General features: G+C 36.6%; 12 protein-coding genes and 1 riboswitch. Of the genes, 1 reads left to right on the top strand and 11 read right to left on the bottom strand.

The features are described from left to right. Positions 1-356: 356 nt before the first annotated feature. From eno to AC6R0T_RS01905, 9 genes are all read right to left on the bottom strand, one after another. Entirely contained in the window at positions 357-1,628 is a 1,272-nt protein-coding gene (eno, locus tag AC6R0T_RS01945; protein WP_303753757.1) for a phosphopyruvate hydratase, read from the bottom strand. Between the two features lie 91 nt (positions 1,629-1,719). Next, positions 1,720-1,780, bottom strand: a riboswitch (Fluoride riboswitch). A 162-nt stretch (positions 1,781-1,942) separates the two neighbouring features. After that, the gene (locus AC6R0T_RS01940; protein ID WP_206902198.1) at positions 1,943-3,727 is read right to left on the bottom strand and encodes an ABC transporter ATP-binding protein; all 1,785 of its coding nucleotides are present in this window, start codon (positions 3,725-3,727) and stop codon (positions 1,943-1,945) included. Between the two features lie 153 nt (positions 3,728-3,880). After that, positions 3,881-4,711 carry a MarR family winged helix-turn-helix transcriptional regulator gene (locus AC6R0T_RS01935; protein ID WP_303753756.1) on the bottom strand — a complete coding sequence of 277 codons (831 nt, stop codon included), beginning with the start codon at positions 4,709-4,711 and terminating at the stop codon, positions 3,881-3,883. A 563-nt stretch (positions 4,712-5,274) separates the two neighbouring features. Further along, on the bottom strand, positions 5,275-6,687 hold the full coding sequence (locus AC6R0T_RS01930) for a YfcC family protein (protein WP_303753755.1): 1,413 nt from the start codon (positions 6,685-6,687) through the stop codon (positions 5,275-5,277). A 61-nt stretch (positions 6,688-6,748) separates the two neighbouring features. Then, positions 6,749-8,242 carry an amidohydrolase family protein gene (locus tag AC6R0T_RS01925; RefSeq protein WP_303753754.1) on the bottom strand — a complete coding sequence of 498 codons (1,494 nt, stop codon included), beginning with the start codon at positions 8,240-8,242 and terminating at the stop codon, positions 6,749-6,751. Positions 8,243-8,275: 33 nt separating this feature from the next. Next, the gene (locus AC6R0T_RS01920) at positions 8,276-8,986 is read right to left on the bottom strand and encodes a GntR family transcriptional regulator (RefSeq protein ID WP_206902192.1); all 711 of its coding nucleotides are present in this window, start codon (positions 8,984-8,986) and stop codon (positions 8,276-8,278) included. A 79-nt stretch (positions 8,987-9,065) separates the two neighbouring features. After that, complete coding sequence (locus tag AC6R0T_RS01915) at positions 9,066-9,878, bottom strand: fructoselysine 6-kinase (RefSeq protein ID WP_282461693.1); 813 nt, start codon at positions 9,876-9,878, stop codon at positions 9,066-9,068. A 116-nt stretch (positions 9,879-9,994) separates the two neighbouring features. Further along, positions 9,995-10,963 (bottom strand): SIS domain-containing protein, encoded by a 969-nt coding sequence (locus AC6R0T_RS01910; RefSeq protein WP_206902190.1) that lies wholly within the window; start codon positions 10,961-10,963, stop codon positions 9,995-9,997. Positions 10,964-11,512: 549 nt separating this feature from the next. Next, a complete protein-coding gene (locus AC6R0T_RS01905) occupies positions 11,513-12,424 on the bottom strand; it encodes a ketopantoate reductase family protein (protein ID WP_303753753.1) in 912 nt (303 codons plus the stop codon). Positions 12,425-12,556: 132 nt separating this feature from the next. Here AC6R0T_RS01905 and AC6R0T_RS01900 point away from each other — a divergent pair, with 132 nt between their 5' ends. Next, positions 12,557-13,069, top strand: coding sequence for a TetR/AcrR family transcriptional regulator (locus AC6R0T_RS01900; RefSeq protein ID WP_230710367.1), 513 nt, complete (start codon positions 12,557-12,559; stop codon positions 13,067-13,069). A 488-nt stretch (positions 13,070-13,557) separates the two neighbouring features. Here the strand turns inward: AC6R0T_RS01900 and AC6R0T_RS01895 are convergent, their stop codons facing one another. Together AC6R0T_RS01895 and AC6R0T_RS01890 are read right to left on the bottom strand one after the other, a co-directional pair. Further along, on the bottom strand, positions 13,558-14,286 hold the full coding sequence (locus AC6R0T_RS01895) for a GNAT family N-acetyltransferase (RefSeq protein WP_230710369.1): 729 nt from the start codon (positions 14,284-14,286) through the stop codon (positions 13,558-13,560). An 88-nt stretch (positions 14,287-14,374) separates the two neighbouring features. Continuing rightward, positions 14,375-15,556 (bottom strand): acetate/propionate family kinase, encoded by a 1,182-nt coding sequence (locus AC6R0T_RS01890; protein ID WP_206902183.1) that lies wholly within the window; start codon positions 15,554-15,556, stop codon positions 14,375-14,377. Positions 15,557-15,558 lie beyond the last annotated feature (2 nt).

Raw genomic sequence — 15,558 nt, 5'->3', positions numbered from 1 at the left:
CTGCGAATATTTTGTACTTTTTCTTTTAAGCTAATACATTAAAAGTGAGTACCTCTGAAGGGGAGGCAAAATCCCATACCTGCAATTTATAATATACTCCCTCAACAACCCACTGATAAAATCCATTATCAATTACTATTACAACCTAAAAAAACAACCCATCCCTAAAAGGATAGGTTGTCATAGTCTTCAGTCTTACTAAACCACTGATAAAGGGACGTTCCTAACAAAAGTATTCAACTACAGCCTGAAAAAGCCCGGAAACAAAGTAATCTTAAAATTGGTTTTTAATAATTTTTATCCGTTTATTCTTGAAGCTAGTGATGAAATGCCCTTTTTAAACTTCTTACTATCTTCTATTTCTTAGGAAAATGTGCTAGTTTAGCGTAGCCTTCCAATTCTTCTTCAATCCGTAAAAATTGATTGTATTTTTCCACTCGTTCACTGCGGGCCATAGAACCTGTTTTAATTTGTCCGGCATTCATTGCGACAGCAAAGTCAGCAATATAAGTATCACCAGTTTCTCCTGAACGATGGGAAATCATTGTATTGTAACCATTTTGGCGCGCCAATTTAATAGCTGCAATGGACTCAGAAACTGTGCCAATTTGGTTTAGTTTGATTAAAATTGCATTGGCGACGCCTTTATCAATGCCCTCTTTAAAAATAGTGGGGTTGGTAACAAAAATATCATCGCCAACTAGTTGAATGTTAGCCCCCATCGTATCCGTTTGTTTTTTAAACCCGTCCCAATCATGTTCGGAAAAACCATCTTCAATTGAAATAATAGCAGGGTATTTCGCTACTAATTCTTGGTAGTAGATTAACATTTCGTCACTGGACATTTCTTTGCCTTCAAAGTTATATTTATGGGTATCCTCATTATAAAATTCGCTTGAAGCTGGATCTAACGCAATCGCAATTTCTTCTTTTGGCATGTAACCAGCAGCTTTAATTGCTTCATACAATGTTTCGATAGCAGCTTCTGTACTACCTAGTTTTGGCGCAAAGCCGCCTTCATCCCCAACCGCTGTTTCAAGGCCTTTTTTAGCTAAAATTCCTTTTAGTGTGTGGTAGATATTGGCAATTTTTTCTACTCCATCACGGAAACTTGCTCTTTTAACTGGCGTAATCAAAAATTCTTGAACATCAATGCCCGAATCTGCATGGACACCGCCATTAATTACGTTAAAAAATGGTTGTGGTAATTCTAAATCAACACCACCTAAATAACGATACAAAGGTTCCTTTTTGCTAGCGGCCGCGGCTCGACTAACCGCCATCGAAACACCTAAAATAGCGTTAGCACCCAACCGACTTTTATTGGCTGTACCGTCTAAATCAATCATAATGTGATCAATTTTTTCTTGATCAAATGGACTCAACCCAACTAGTGCATCTTTGATTTCTGTGTTTACATTGTTCACTGCTTTTAAAACACCTTTGCCTTGCAGGCGATCACCGCCATCGCGCAATTCGACAGCCTCACGATCGCCAGTTGAAGCTCCTGATGGCACTTGTGCACGTCCTAATGTTGCATCAGATAAAATGACATCGACTTCGACAGTTGGGTTACCTCTTGAATCAAAAACTTCTCTTGCTTTAACATTTTCAATCACTACTGACATGATAATTCCTCCTTAGATTCTTTGGGTGGCAAAATTTGAAATGCAAAAAAACACCTGTTGTAAAAGTATTTGAAAACATCTCAAATAAACTCTTACAACAGGTGTCATCAGCCATTTCAGCACTTATAGGGAACACCATCCCTTTACGTGAAAATAATATCGCCATTTTCAAAAATTGTAAAACAAAAAGACTTTTGCTTTTAATTAGCCGTAAATTTCAAATTTGTCCGCTAAATAAATAAGATGAAATTTAAGTAACGGTTTAAACCGTTTCATAAATTTCATCTTATCACTAATGGTTATGCTGGACTTTTTTAATCTACGACTTGTTCATTTACATATTTGGCATATAAAGGATGCGTCGCAATTAACTCACGGTGTGTCCCACTACCTGTGACTTCTCCATGTTCGATAAAGTAAATTTTATCTGCGTCAACAATCGTTGATAGGCGGTGCGCAATTACTAATGTTGTTCTTCCTGCCATTAACTGATCTAATGCTCGCTGTACTTTTTCTTCTGATTGGGAATCTAAGCTTGCGGTAGCTTCGTCTAACATCAAGATATTCGGATTGCGTAAAAAGGCTCTGGCAATCGCAATTCGTTGCTTTTGTCCGCCGGATAATTTGACGCCCCGTTCGCCAATTTGCGTGTCCAATTGATCAGGAAAATCGCGAACAAACTGATCTGCATACGCTAATGACAAACCTTCCCACATTTTTTCATCTGTTAATAACTGATTTAAACCATATTGTAAATTGTCTCGAATACTACCGGCAAAAACCGCGCTATCTTGTGAGACATAGCCAATTTGTGAACGCCAATCTTTCAAAGACAAATCATTAATGTTTTGTCCGCCAATGGTAATGGTGCCCGATTTTGGTTCATAAAAACGTTCCAACAGACCAAAAATCGTTGACTTACCTCCGCCACTAGGTCCGGCAAATGCCACCACCGTATTAGGTTTAGCTTCAAAAGAAACATCTTGTAAAATCACTTTTGATTCATCGTAACTAAAAGATAAGTGATTTGCTTCAATCGTTTTACCTGTGACAGCGATATTAGTATCCACTGTAATTGTTTCCGTTGGCGTTTCTAAAATTGCTTGAATCCGTTCTGTTGCCCCCATTGCTTTTTGCACTTGAGAAAAGAAGGTAGCAAAGCTAGCAGCTGGTGTAATGATATTGAAGAGATACAATAAGAAAGCGACCAATTCACCACTCGTTAGTGTCCCTGCTTGCACCCGCACTGCGCCATAACCTAAAATACCAACAAATAAACCTAACATCGTCGTCATCATTACCGGTTGCAAAACAGCTTCAACTTTGGCATCTTTTAAACCCAGTTTAAAGATTTTATCAATATAGCGACCACCATTTTTAATTTCATAGCTTTCACCATTACTGGATTTAATTAAGCGAATCTCAGATATCTTCTCTGTCGTATCCGCATTAAAATCTGCTAGCGCACCTTGCATTTGGCGCCCAATTTTCATCATCACTTTTCCAATTGGCATCATCACTAACATGACAATGGGCACAGATATAAACATTAGCGCCGCCATTTTCCAGTCCATGATAAATAAGATAATCACCGAGCCAACTAATTGAATAGCCCCCGTAATAAAATTAGGAAATTGGGTCGTTACCAAGTCCTTGATTACACTGGTATCGTTCACCAAACGAGAGCTACTTTCACCAGATTTATGGTCGTCATAATATGCGACAGGCAAATGTAACAAATGGTGCCATAATTTTTCTCGTAATGTTTTGACAGAGCTTTCCCCGACATAACGTAAAAAATAACCGCCAATTGCACCGAAACCTAAATATACGATAAACGCCAGCACCAAGACGGCAACCATTTTGCCATCGATTTTTGCTAATTCACTCGTATCTACTAATCCTTTTGTTAACTGTGGCACAACAAGACTCGCACCACTCGTGATTAAGCTTAGTAATAAACCAAAAGCAAAAAGTGCTTTTTTGGGGCTCACACTATTAATTAGTTTCAAAAAATCTTTAAATTTAAATGTTCCTTTAGCTTTTGGTAATTCATCCTCAAAAATTGCAGCTTCACGGCCGCCTCCACCTTGTGGCATTGTAAATTCCTCTTTTCTCCATTAAGCATCTGGCATTACGCACGTGTAAAGAAAAACCGCCTGTAACCTTTACAAACTTGAAATTTTTTGTAAAAAGCATCTGCCAGACTAAACCTTTTTAAACATGGTCATTTTAAAACGTCGTTAACTCTTTTAAAAATCTTTCCATTCATCTTGATCTTGTTGATCTTCTTTGCCTTGATTTGGCTTCATACCGCCAAATTTATTCTTCCAAAAATCAAACCAGGCCTCTTGTTGTTCTTTGGTTGCATGGGGGTGATTTTCGTGAAAATTACGACCACCATGACGGCTGCCACGCCCCCCTCTTGGTCCACCGCCAAAACCACCAAAGCCGCCAAAGCCGCCACGGAAATTACGCATTTGTTCTAAATCTTCAAATGACATTTCCCGCATTTTTTTCTGCATTTCCCGACGTAATTTGTTCATGTCCGCAGCATCCATTTCAGCCCATTCTTGCCCAAACTGTTCTTTAAAAACTTCCTGCATATTTTGAATAGCTGCGAGACGATCAAAAGGATCTACAAAGGCTTCGGCTTTTTGTTTCATGTCATCATTCCAGCCGTCTTTAATTTTTTGTAATAAATCTGCTAGTTCCGTCATTTCCTCTTCTGTTAAGCCATCAAAGAAATGTGCACTTTCACTTGTTTGTGCTGTCTGTGCCGATGCTTCTGCCTGCTTTTTGCCTACTTCGGTCAAAAATACTTTCTTAATACGTTTGTCCTGCTCATCTTCAATGCGTTTTATGGCGCCACTATTTTCTAATTTCTTCAATAATTCTGCCAGTGAACTAGGACTCAAACCCAAAATGTCTGCTAAATAGCCTTGGGTTAATCCGTCTTCCAAGCGCAATACTGCCAATACTCGCTGTTGCCCTGTTAATTTTTGTCTTTTACTCATAAACGCATTGCCAGCATCACTGATGAAACGAATTTGTTTTAATAATTGGTCACTAAATGTATTCATTAAAATTACCTCACTTTTATTACGGCACCGAATATTTCGGTACCGAACTTTATTGCATTTGTGATTATATTTCGGTACCGAACAATTGTCAACACTTTTATCTCAAAAAATTTCAAATCACTTTTTTCTAAAAAAAAATCCATACTTTCTTTATAGTCAAAAAAAACACCAACTTTTATTATCCATTTGGCGTGAATAATAAAATAGTTGGTGTCATTTCGCTAAAATGCGAAAGAATGATTCTAACGAATTGAAGTTGAACGTTAGCCTCACAAATGTATTATACCTGATTTTCATTACATTTGTCCTTAATAATCTATAGCAAGCTGTCACTTACAAGCTAAAAAATTGAATCCCAAACCAAGCTTTACGCTGTCACAAAAATTTTGACTAGCGATGATGCGAATCGAATTATCCCCAAAATTTTCAAATTCTTCTAGCTGCTTGTTTCGTCCTGAAGCTTTCCTTTTGAAACCTTTACTTTATAAGTAGCCAGATCCAAACAAAAAAGCCGCCCACTGACTTTGCTGGAAACGGCTTTTGTTTATAAGCAAACCTACAATTTAGAATAATGTTGCAATATAAAGTAAAATCGCCGAAGCAACTGCCAAAATACCGAAGGCTTTCAAACCCACTTTAAACCATTTTGAAAAGTTAATTTCTGCAATCGCTAATCCAGCTAACAACACGCCACCTGTTGGGGAAATAATGTTCATTAACCCATTGCCAAACTGATTACTTAAAACAATAACATCGCGATTTAGACCTAGTAAATCACCTAATGGAGCCATTACTGGCATCGTTAAAGCAGCAGCCCCCGAAGATGATGGTACAAAGAATGTTACTAAAACTTGTGCCCCTAACAAAATGGTCGAAAATAATGCCTTGGGTAGTCCCCCTAAAAGAGTGGCCAAACTATTTAAAATCGTATCGATAATCATGCCATTTTCTAAGATTACCAAAACTCCCCGTGCTAAACCGATAATCACTGCAGCATAGGCGAAATCTGCACAGCCTTCTACAAAAGCCTCCGCAATCTTCTTTTGTCCAAATTTAGCGACAACACCAGCAAATAAGGCCAGCGCGACAAACAATGCCGAAATTTCCACCATGTACCATCCTTGGGCAATAATCCCCCAAATCATAACGCCTAAACCGCCGATAAATCCAGCCACAATCAACTTATCACCATTCGAAAAAGGCTTGTCTTGCTCAAAATTTTGAAATTTACTTTTGACCAATTGATCGCTAGCATAAACGATTGAACTTTCAGGATTCGCTTTTACTTTACGGGCATAATTCATAGTGAAAATAATAGAAATTGCAGTTAAAATGACCCAACAAATGACGCGATAGCCTAATAATGGATTGCCATGTACACCTGCAACGCCTTGGGCAATCAAAACATTAAAGGGATTAATCGTTGATCCAACATAGCCCACTTGCGTTCCCAAAAATAAAATTAAAATTGCCGTCATCGAATCATAGCCTAATGAAAACATCAACGAAATAAATACTGCAAATAAAGGAATCGCCTCTTCACTCATGCCAAAAGTCGATCCGCCAAGACTAAATAAGATCATAGACAGCGGAATTACTAAAATTCCTTTATCCCCAAGAGAAGTTGCTAATGAAAACAAAGCGCGGTCCACTGCTCCCGTTTTTAGAATAACCCCAAAAGCACCACCAACAACCAACACAAAAGCAACTACTTCAACCGCCGAAATAATTCCCGCAGCTGGCGCCTCTAAGATAGCACCAATTCCTTGACCATAGCCAGCCTTAGCGATTTGGTGATACGTCCCCGGAACAACTGTTGTTTTTTCTGCGCCGTTAATATCTTCAACAATTGTCTCAAATTGACCACTGGGAATAACCCAAGTTAAAATTGCAGCTGCGATAATCAAGCAAAAAATCAATGTATAGCTATGGGGAAAGACAAATTTCTTTTTTGCTTTTGTTTCTGTTACTTCCATTTCTTTTCCTCCTTCAATCACAAAAATACGTATCAAGACGTTATATTTTTGACTAAATTTTTTAACTTTGGTAAACGACCTTCCCATCAATATAGGTGGCGACTACTTTTGCTTTAGTTAAAGCCATAATATCATGAGTCGTTAAATCCTGATCAAAGATTGCTAAATGTGCTTTTTGTCCTTTACATAAAGTACCACAGTCCAGCATACCATTTGCGGCAAAAGCATTTTGGGTAAAAGTTTGCAGCAAGGTAAGACAATCCAGCCCTCTTTTTTCTTGCCAGCGTTTTTGTCCATGAGGAAACTTACGCCAAACACTGCGGATAATGGACTCTGGTAAGTCTGTCATGAAAAGTGGTAAATCAGTACCACTGGTAAGCAATACCTTTGCATCTTTTAAGGTGCCATAATTAAAGAAACGCTCAGCATATTTTTGTGGCAAAACATTTTCCATATAGCTTTTTTCATAACTATCATTTAGTCCCAATACTTGCGGATAGATTTCTGCTACAATCTTGTTATCTGCCATTTTCTGTGCAGTTTGCTTAGTGACCATTTCTAAATCACTGATAGAATTATAAACACCTTTAGGTAAACGCTTACCATTTTGAGCTAAAATTTCAGCAGCTTTTGCTGCCGCTTTATCGCCTTCTGTGGTTAAACAACAAGGAATATTTTGACTATTGCACGCTTTCACTAAATTATAAATAGCAGCGTAATCAATCTGTGGCTGTATTTGCTCAGAAGAATAGTTTCCAAAGGTAGCACCTGTTTCATCTGCTACTACGCCATCTACCATAATTTTTGCACCGCCGAAAGTGATATTTTTTGCAAATTCAGCTTGCTGATATTGGATTAACTGCGCTATATTCAAGGGTTTTTCCACTGCTTGAATATAAAATCGTGTTTGAATTTTCCCTTGTGGACGTCTTTTAAAATAATCGGCATTGTCAAAAACAATTTCTTTTGTTGCGACCACGCCACGAGAAAGCAAGGCTCTTTCATACTTTTGATAAACACAAGCCAGCTCAGCTTCATTCCTTAATAACTCGTTAATCAACTTTTCAGCTGCCTCAGCACTGGTATCTGTTTCCTTAAAAGCATAGCGCATTTTAGCAGCACGATTTAACCAACAATACGAACGATTTTTATCGATGCCGCTAATTGCACCGGCATAATTTAGGTTATCTAAATCTTGTTGCGTTGGTTTTTCTGACCATTGTGTCAAGTCAAAGCCGTGAAAATAAATCGGCTCTCCTTGTTTTTTTGTTGCTGCGGCCTTGATCTTTTTTAAAGCAGCATCTTTATCTAAACACTGGCTTAAATCAAGACCTGCATTCATCCGCAAATAGCCGCTAAAAAAGACATGATTATCAAACAAGCCAGGCATCACAAAATAATCATCATATTCAAGTAGTTGGCGATTATTAGAAATTTCACCATATTCCCAGTTGAAAAATTTCGCGGTAATCTGGTCATCTTCTATCACAATGTGGCCTTTTTGAACGGGATGAATACCATCAAAAAGCAAATTGGTGCGAATAATTGTTTCCATGATTCCTCCTCCAGCAAATTGCTTGGCGGCAAATCAAATACTAAAAGTATAGGCATCACCCAAATAAAACTGCTTACCAAAATGAATTGGGCGCATATTTTGATCCTTCACTACTGTCTGCATGTAAAAAAACGGTGTCCCGATCGCAACGGCCATTGTCGTAGCGATAAAATCATCGGCAGAAACAATTTCTAATGTTGTTTCCCCTGGATTAATTGGTAAAATATCATGTTCTCTTAAAATAGCATATAACGAACCAGTTAAATCTTCTGTTTGTAAAAAAGAAAAACGTTCAAAATCGAAATAGTTATTTTCCAGTAGTAAAGGTACACCATTGCCTAGACGTTTTCTTTGGGTGTATAAAACTTTAGCCCCCACCGGTATTTCTAATTTTTCCGCTAGTTCTTGATTTGCGGCTAGTACTTCTTTTTTTAATAAAATACTCGTCGTCTTTAACTGACTACTTTTTCCGCTATCACTAAAACCGGTCACGTACTCAATTTTGCGTAATACTTTGTGACCGCTAATAAACGTTCCTTTGCCTTGTTTTTTTACCAAATAACCTTCTGCCACCAATTCTTCAATCGCTTTACGAACTGTAATCCGGCTGACACCATAATTTTCAATAAATTCTGGTTCTGTTGGGATGCGTTTGTTTTCAGTATATTCGCCGGTATTTATTTTTGTTTTGATTACTTCTTTTAATTGTTTATATAATGGCAATTGTGCATTAGCATCAAGCATATTAGTCCCTCACTTAGTTTTTGATCAAAAAGATCTCTCCTCAAGTAGAGTACCAAATGCCCTTGTTTAACACAAGCCGCTAGTAGGCAACACCATAACCAAAAGAGCCTTCTATAAGGCAAGATTCTCCTGCAAAATTATTTCCTGCTTCCATGGCTTCTATAATGCCTGCTCCTTTTAAATAATGAATTAAAAAGGCCGTCAAAAATGAATCTCCTGCTGCCATTGTATCCACAGGTTCCTTTAAAATTGGTACAACTTCATAAAAATTTTGACCATCATAAGCAAAAGCAGACTTAGCGCCGCGAGTAACAATTAAAACTTCATTATTACCGGTAAAATGCTCATGCAAAAACTGTTTTGTATCCTCATCACTGCTGTCGCTCATGGAGAAAAAGCCGAAGTTTACTGCAGCGATCGCATTTTGAATTTCAGTTTCAGTAAAATCGTCAGAAAAATCATATGAAATTTTAGCTGGGACTGCTTTTAAAGCCGGTAACAAATGATTCACGTGGCTGTATAACCCCATATGAATTAAATCAAAACTTTTTAAATAGGCTTGATCTTCCTTGGTTAAAGTAAGCGGGTGCGTCCGCGTTACGCCACCTTCATTACTGCCTAAAAAAATACGATCTCCCGCTTTAATTTCCACACGTGCACAACCATTTTCGCCTTCAACTACACGAGAATGACTATTATCCAAACCAATTTCATCTACAACTTTTTTGACATGCTGCCCTTCTCTATCTGTTCCAAAGACCCCCATAAAACTGCTTTTTACTCCTAATTTTTGCGCAAATACGGCAAAATTCAGAGAATTCCCTCCTGGATACATCAGCTGATAGTTCACGTACTTATCAACAACATTGTCGCCTAATCCAAGAACCTTCATTGCAACTGCCCCTTTCTTTACAATTTATTTTTACATTTGCAAAAATAACAAATATATTTTATTTTTCAAGAGAAAGACAGTTACGAAGTTTTGGCAACTGTCTTTAAAAAAATATTTTAATAAGCAACTTTTCCCATATAGCGACGCACGTCTAAATCATGCTGGCGCACGTTAGCTAACGCTAAGCGGTATTCAGCTAAAACGCTATAGAATAAAATTGGATTGAAAAATTCGTTAACTTCTTGTGCAATTAAATCCAACCCTAATTCTTTTGCATCGACATACTCGACATTTTTAGCATATGCTTGCAAGAAAGTTTTTGCCCGCTCATCTAGTGGTCGGCTGCGTCCTTCACTCATTAACATAATGTAATTGCGATCTTGATCTGTCACTTCAAAAGGTCCGTGGAAATATTCTCCTGAGTGGACAGCAGTTGAATCCAACCACTGCATCTCCATTAACGAACAAATTGAAAAACCATAAGCGTGACCATAACTAGGTCCACTGCCCATAATGTAGAACATCGTATCATTTTGATATTTATCAGCAAAAACTTTTACCCGCTCTTGTACTTGGTTAATTGCATTTTTTACGACGGTATCAATAATGCCCATACCTTCTTTAAATTTATCATAGTGAGCATACCCTTCTGTTTGCGCAACGAGTGAAACTGTTAAATCCAAAATAATCGCCATTGGATTGTTTTTCACTTCAGCATCTGCTCCCCAATCATATAAAAAACTGTAATTTGATACCGAAAATAAATCAGCTTCTTTATTATGAGTTAGCCCCACTGTTTGTGCGCCGCGACTTTGTGCCACGTTTCCAGCTGCAACGGTTTCTTTGGTATTACCACCATGGGAGCATAAAATGACAACCGAATTTTCATCTAAAGCTTTCGGTGGCACGTGACAAAACTCATTAGCAGTATACCAACCGGTAAAACATTTGCTTGATTCAGCTTTCATAAAGTACTCTGCCACATACATGTCAACTAAAGAACCCCCACAAGCAACAAAATAAATACCTGAAAGCTGCCCTTCATTTTTAGCCAAAATTTTCTCAACAGTTTTGGTTACGTCCATTTTTTGTCCTCCTAAATTTAAAAAAATTGTTTAAATAGCGTACCTGTTTTTACAGTAAATCATTTTTGCGTTTATAACGTTATATGACGTTTTACTTTTTTAGTGTAATCGATTTCTATTTATTGGTCAATAGTTTCTTAGAATTTTTTTGCTCTTGAACTTACAAACTAAGTGAACACGTAAAAAATGACTCATACCGAATTCCAACTAGAAAAGTCTTATCTAAGAAAATTACTAGGAAGAATTCAATTATGAGTCACTATGTCATCTTTAAAGAGAAGTTCTATTATCTTTACAACGACACTAGCGGTTAGCAAACACGCACAACACAGCGTAAAAATGTTTTTTACATGATCTCTAGCCGTTTAAACCTTAGGGGATACAAGCCAAAGCAACCAACCAATAGGCTCCTAAATAAAACTTTAGGAGCCTATTTTTAATACTCATATCTACGGGATATAAAAAAATCTCTTAAGGTACTAACAAAATTGGTTAATTACTTAAAAGAGTCTTCGTAAATTTCATACTATGAACATTGAATTTTCTTGCTTAAAGCCTAGCAAGTAATTTTGAAAAGTTTGGAGTAGGGGTTTTAGATTGTTTTTGGAACTTAAGCAAAGACTCAATCATAGCCTCAATTTCTCGAAAGTCACCTTCTTGCATTTTCATTATAGGAGTAGCAAATATAAGCTTCATGATACTGTAAGCTACTTTAGCGTTAGAAAATACAGCGCCCAGCATAGGTGGAGTGATCTTAACACCATTGTCTTTTAATATCTGAAAGGCTTCTTTATAACTTAATGAAGCTAAACGCATTAGCTCTTTTTTCTCTTTTTTATTACTAATACCAGCTTGAAGATTGTCGAAGGTATTTAATACCGTAACCAAAGCAGCATGAGTTTTAAGCCAATCATCTAATTTTTTATCTATTTCCCATGTATAATTCGTATTAGAAAAAATAGCTTCAAGAATAGGTTTAAGCTTAGAGGTATTAACAGATGAATTGATCTTAAGCTTCCCTTTTCCAAACCTTAAGATTGTTATCAGGTCTTCTTTTCTAGTACCGCCTGTTGTTTGGAAACCAAAGGATACATTCTTATTACTTGTTGCAAGACTCATTAATTGGGTTTCAAGATACAAGGTATCCATTTGATTTCCTACAAATATGATATTTTCACTCATGTTGGCAGCCAAAACAGGTAACACACTCTCAAAATCACTATATTTCATAGTAACAAAAATGATGTCATAAAAATCATCTGCGTTAAGTTGTTCAACATACGTTAACGTATCAACTGTACGTTTCTTTTGTAATTGATGATAAAGAACTAAATTATCTGATCGCAATTGAGCTAATCTTTTATTACGAGCCAACATTATGACTTGGTTATGAGAGTTTTGAGCTAAACTATGTGCTAAGTAACTTCCTTGAATACCAGCACCATAAATCAATATTTTCATAATTAAATACCTCCATAATAGACACGTGTTGATTAATCAACATCTGCAAGTTATAGTAAGTTAAAGAAATATTCAAAGCAATCAACAGATTTAGAAGTATGTTGATTACTCAACATAAAAGGATGAATGATTATGGATAGAAGGAAACGGAAGACGCAAGCTAATATTGTCAATGCGTTTTATGAAGTTATCGCAAAAGAAAGCTTTGAACAACTCACAGTAAGCAAACTGTGTGAAGTAGCTGATATTAATAGAGGAACGTTCTATCTTAATTATCTGGACAAGTATGATTTGCTTGAACAAGTAATTAAGAAAGAGATCAGAAGTTTAACTGAATTTTGTGCAGAACATGAAGAAAATGCAGATCACTTAACAAAAACCCTCGAATATATGTTAACTAAAAAAGACATGATTTCCTTATTACTAAAAGCAGATACTCAGGGTTTCTTTACTACTCAATTGAGAGATTTCTTACTGACAGAAAACTATTCTGTCTCAGAGGTGAACGCAATATTTATCACCAATGGTTTGGTAGGCGTATTGACACACTTGCTTACAACCAACGAGCCTTCTGAAAAGATAATTTCAGACTTTACAAGATTTTTAAGGCAACATCAAAACTTTATTGAACTTACGAAATCATAAATACCAACTTAGACACAAACTACAAGAGCGTTAGCGACAAAAGCTAACGCTCTATTTGTTTACATTCACACAGACGGTTTAACACTTAAACCCTTCATGACTTTACATACACCTAAACATTTTTTGACAATTTCACAGATAAGATAAAATCCAACTCATTTATCCTACCATCACCTAAAAATGACTTAGAAACACCTAAGGAGATAAGTAGCTAGGACACCCCCAGAAAAATCTTAGTAATTGCTACATTCCCTGATAAAAAGTTAAACAAAACTAAAGCAATATTGTCAGAAGCATTCTTTAAGGAATCTTTTGTGCTTCTATCACCTTAGGTACTACTTGATGAGGTAGTAAGTTTTAGACGCTGAGGAACTAACAGCTAATTCAATCTATCGCTTAAAACAATTGCTTGTAAGACTTTTTCAATGAAAAAAGTAGCAATATCATGCCATGATTTGTTATTGAAGTACTATTTTTGATAACCTAAGTTAATCATCATCTTTTTTCACAAAACTAATCGCCGTCCAACCCATTTTATAGCCTGCATTCAAAAAAGCATTAATAGAATCTGTATGTGAAAATTCCGTTCTTGCCACCGGAATCTTCGTATTATTCGTCCCATGCCTAATTTCAGCTGTAAGCTTTTGAATTAACTTTGTCGCCAATCCTTGTTTACGATAATGTGGCAAAATATTCATACCAATTTCGTAACAGTATTTGCCATTTTCATTACAGCCGGCCATCCCGATAATTTCACCATTCATTTGATAGGCAACCCCTATTTTGTCAGGGTCTTCATCGCTATCGGCGAAACATTGATCAAAATTCTTTTGATTTTTAAATTGCTTAATATCTTCCTCATAAAAAATTTTTATGGCCTCATCTTCTTTATTGACTATTTTTTGAGGAAGTAAAAACGTGCCCCACTCATTTAAAGAATAACCATTTTCTGCTAAAATCGCTTGGAAAGTTTGAATATTTTGTAATTCAAAAAACCACTGATTGTTTTTGCCTTGATATTGTTTTTTTAATTGCGCCAGTAAAGGTGCGCTGTTTGCCCGCACATAAAGTTTTCCTTGATAAATAAGCGCAACACCGGCAAATCTATGATAGGAAAACATTTCTTTTGTCGGTTGTCCATAACAAAAAACATCTGTAGTTAAGTCAGCTATAGAACAGCCAATATCAAGAGCAAATTGTTCTGTTATTGTATGCATATATTCTCCAATCGTAAAAATAATAGACAAAAAACATCCTATACTAGTATAAGCATAGGATGTTTAAAAATGACAATTAAGCTCTAAATTAACGTAAACGTTCTACGTCACGGGCAATCATTAATTCTTCGTCAGTTGGAATTAGTAATACTTTTACTTTTGATTCTGGTGTAGAGATGTCTAATTCTTCACCGCGAACTTTATTTTTCTCTGAATCGATTTCGCAACCAAACCAAGTCATGCCTTTAATAACTTCATTACGCACGTGCGCATCATTTTCACCGATACCCGCCGTGAAGACAATTGCATCAACGCCGTTCATTGTTGTTACGTAGCCGCCAATGTATTTGCGAATACGGTCAGTGAAGACATCATACGCAATTTTTACTTCTTCTTTATCATAGTTTGCTTCAAGATCACGCATGTCGCTGGAAAGACCTGTTAGACCAAGTAAACCAGATTTTTTATTTAAAATATCAACCATTTCTTCAATGTTGATGTTTAATTTATCCATTAAGTATGGTAAAACGGCTGGGTCAATATCACCAGAACGTGTTCCCATTGTTACACCAGCAAGTGGTGTGAAGCCCATTGAGGTATCAACAGATTTACCACCATCAACAGCTGTGATTGAAGCTCCATTACCTAAATGGCATGTAATAATTTTTAACTCTTCAATTGGTTTACCTAACATTTCAGCAGCACGTTCTGAAACATAGCGATGGCTAGTGCCGTGGAAGCCATATTTACGCACTTTGAAGTCATTATAGTATTCCATTGGCAAGCTATATAGATAGTTGTGTTTTGGCATTGACGCGTGGAATGAAGTATCAAAAACAGCAACACTGATAATTTCTGGTAAGATTTTTTTGAAAGCTTGAATTCCCATTAAGTTAGCTGGATTATGTAATGGTGCAAATTCAGCTAATGCTTGGATGTTTTCCATTACTTCATCGTCGATAACAACAGAATCTTTATATGTTTCGCCGCCGTGAACAACGCGATGACCAACACCGGTAATTTCGTCATAGTTGGCTAAAATTTCTAAATCGATTAATTTATCCAACAACATTTTAACAGCAACTTCATGGTCATGAATATCCACAACCTCATTGTATTTTTTATCTTCGCCGTATTTAATTGTGAAGATTGAATCTTTTAAGCCGATTCTTTCCACGATTCCTTTAGCGACAACACTTTCTTCTGGCATTTGATACAATTGCCATTTCAAACTTGAGCTTCCTGCATTGATTGCGATTGTTTTAGACATGT

Source organism: Enterococcus sp. S86.2, from assembly GCF_059834485.2.
The sequence above is the reverse complement of the archived record's forward strand: the minus strand, read 5'-3'. Positions and strand labels throughout refer to the sequence as shown.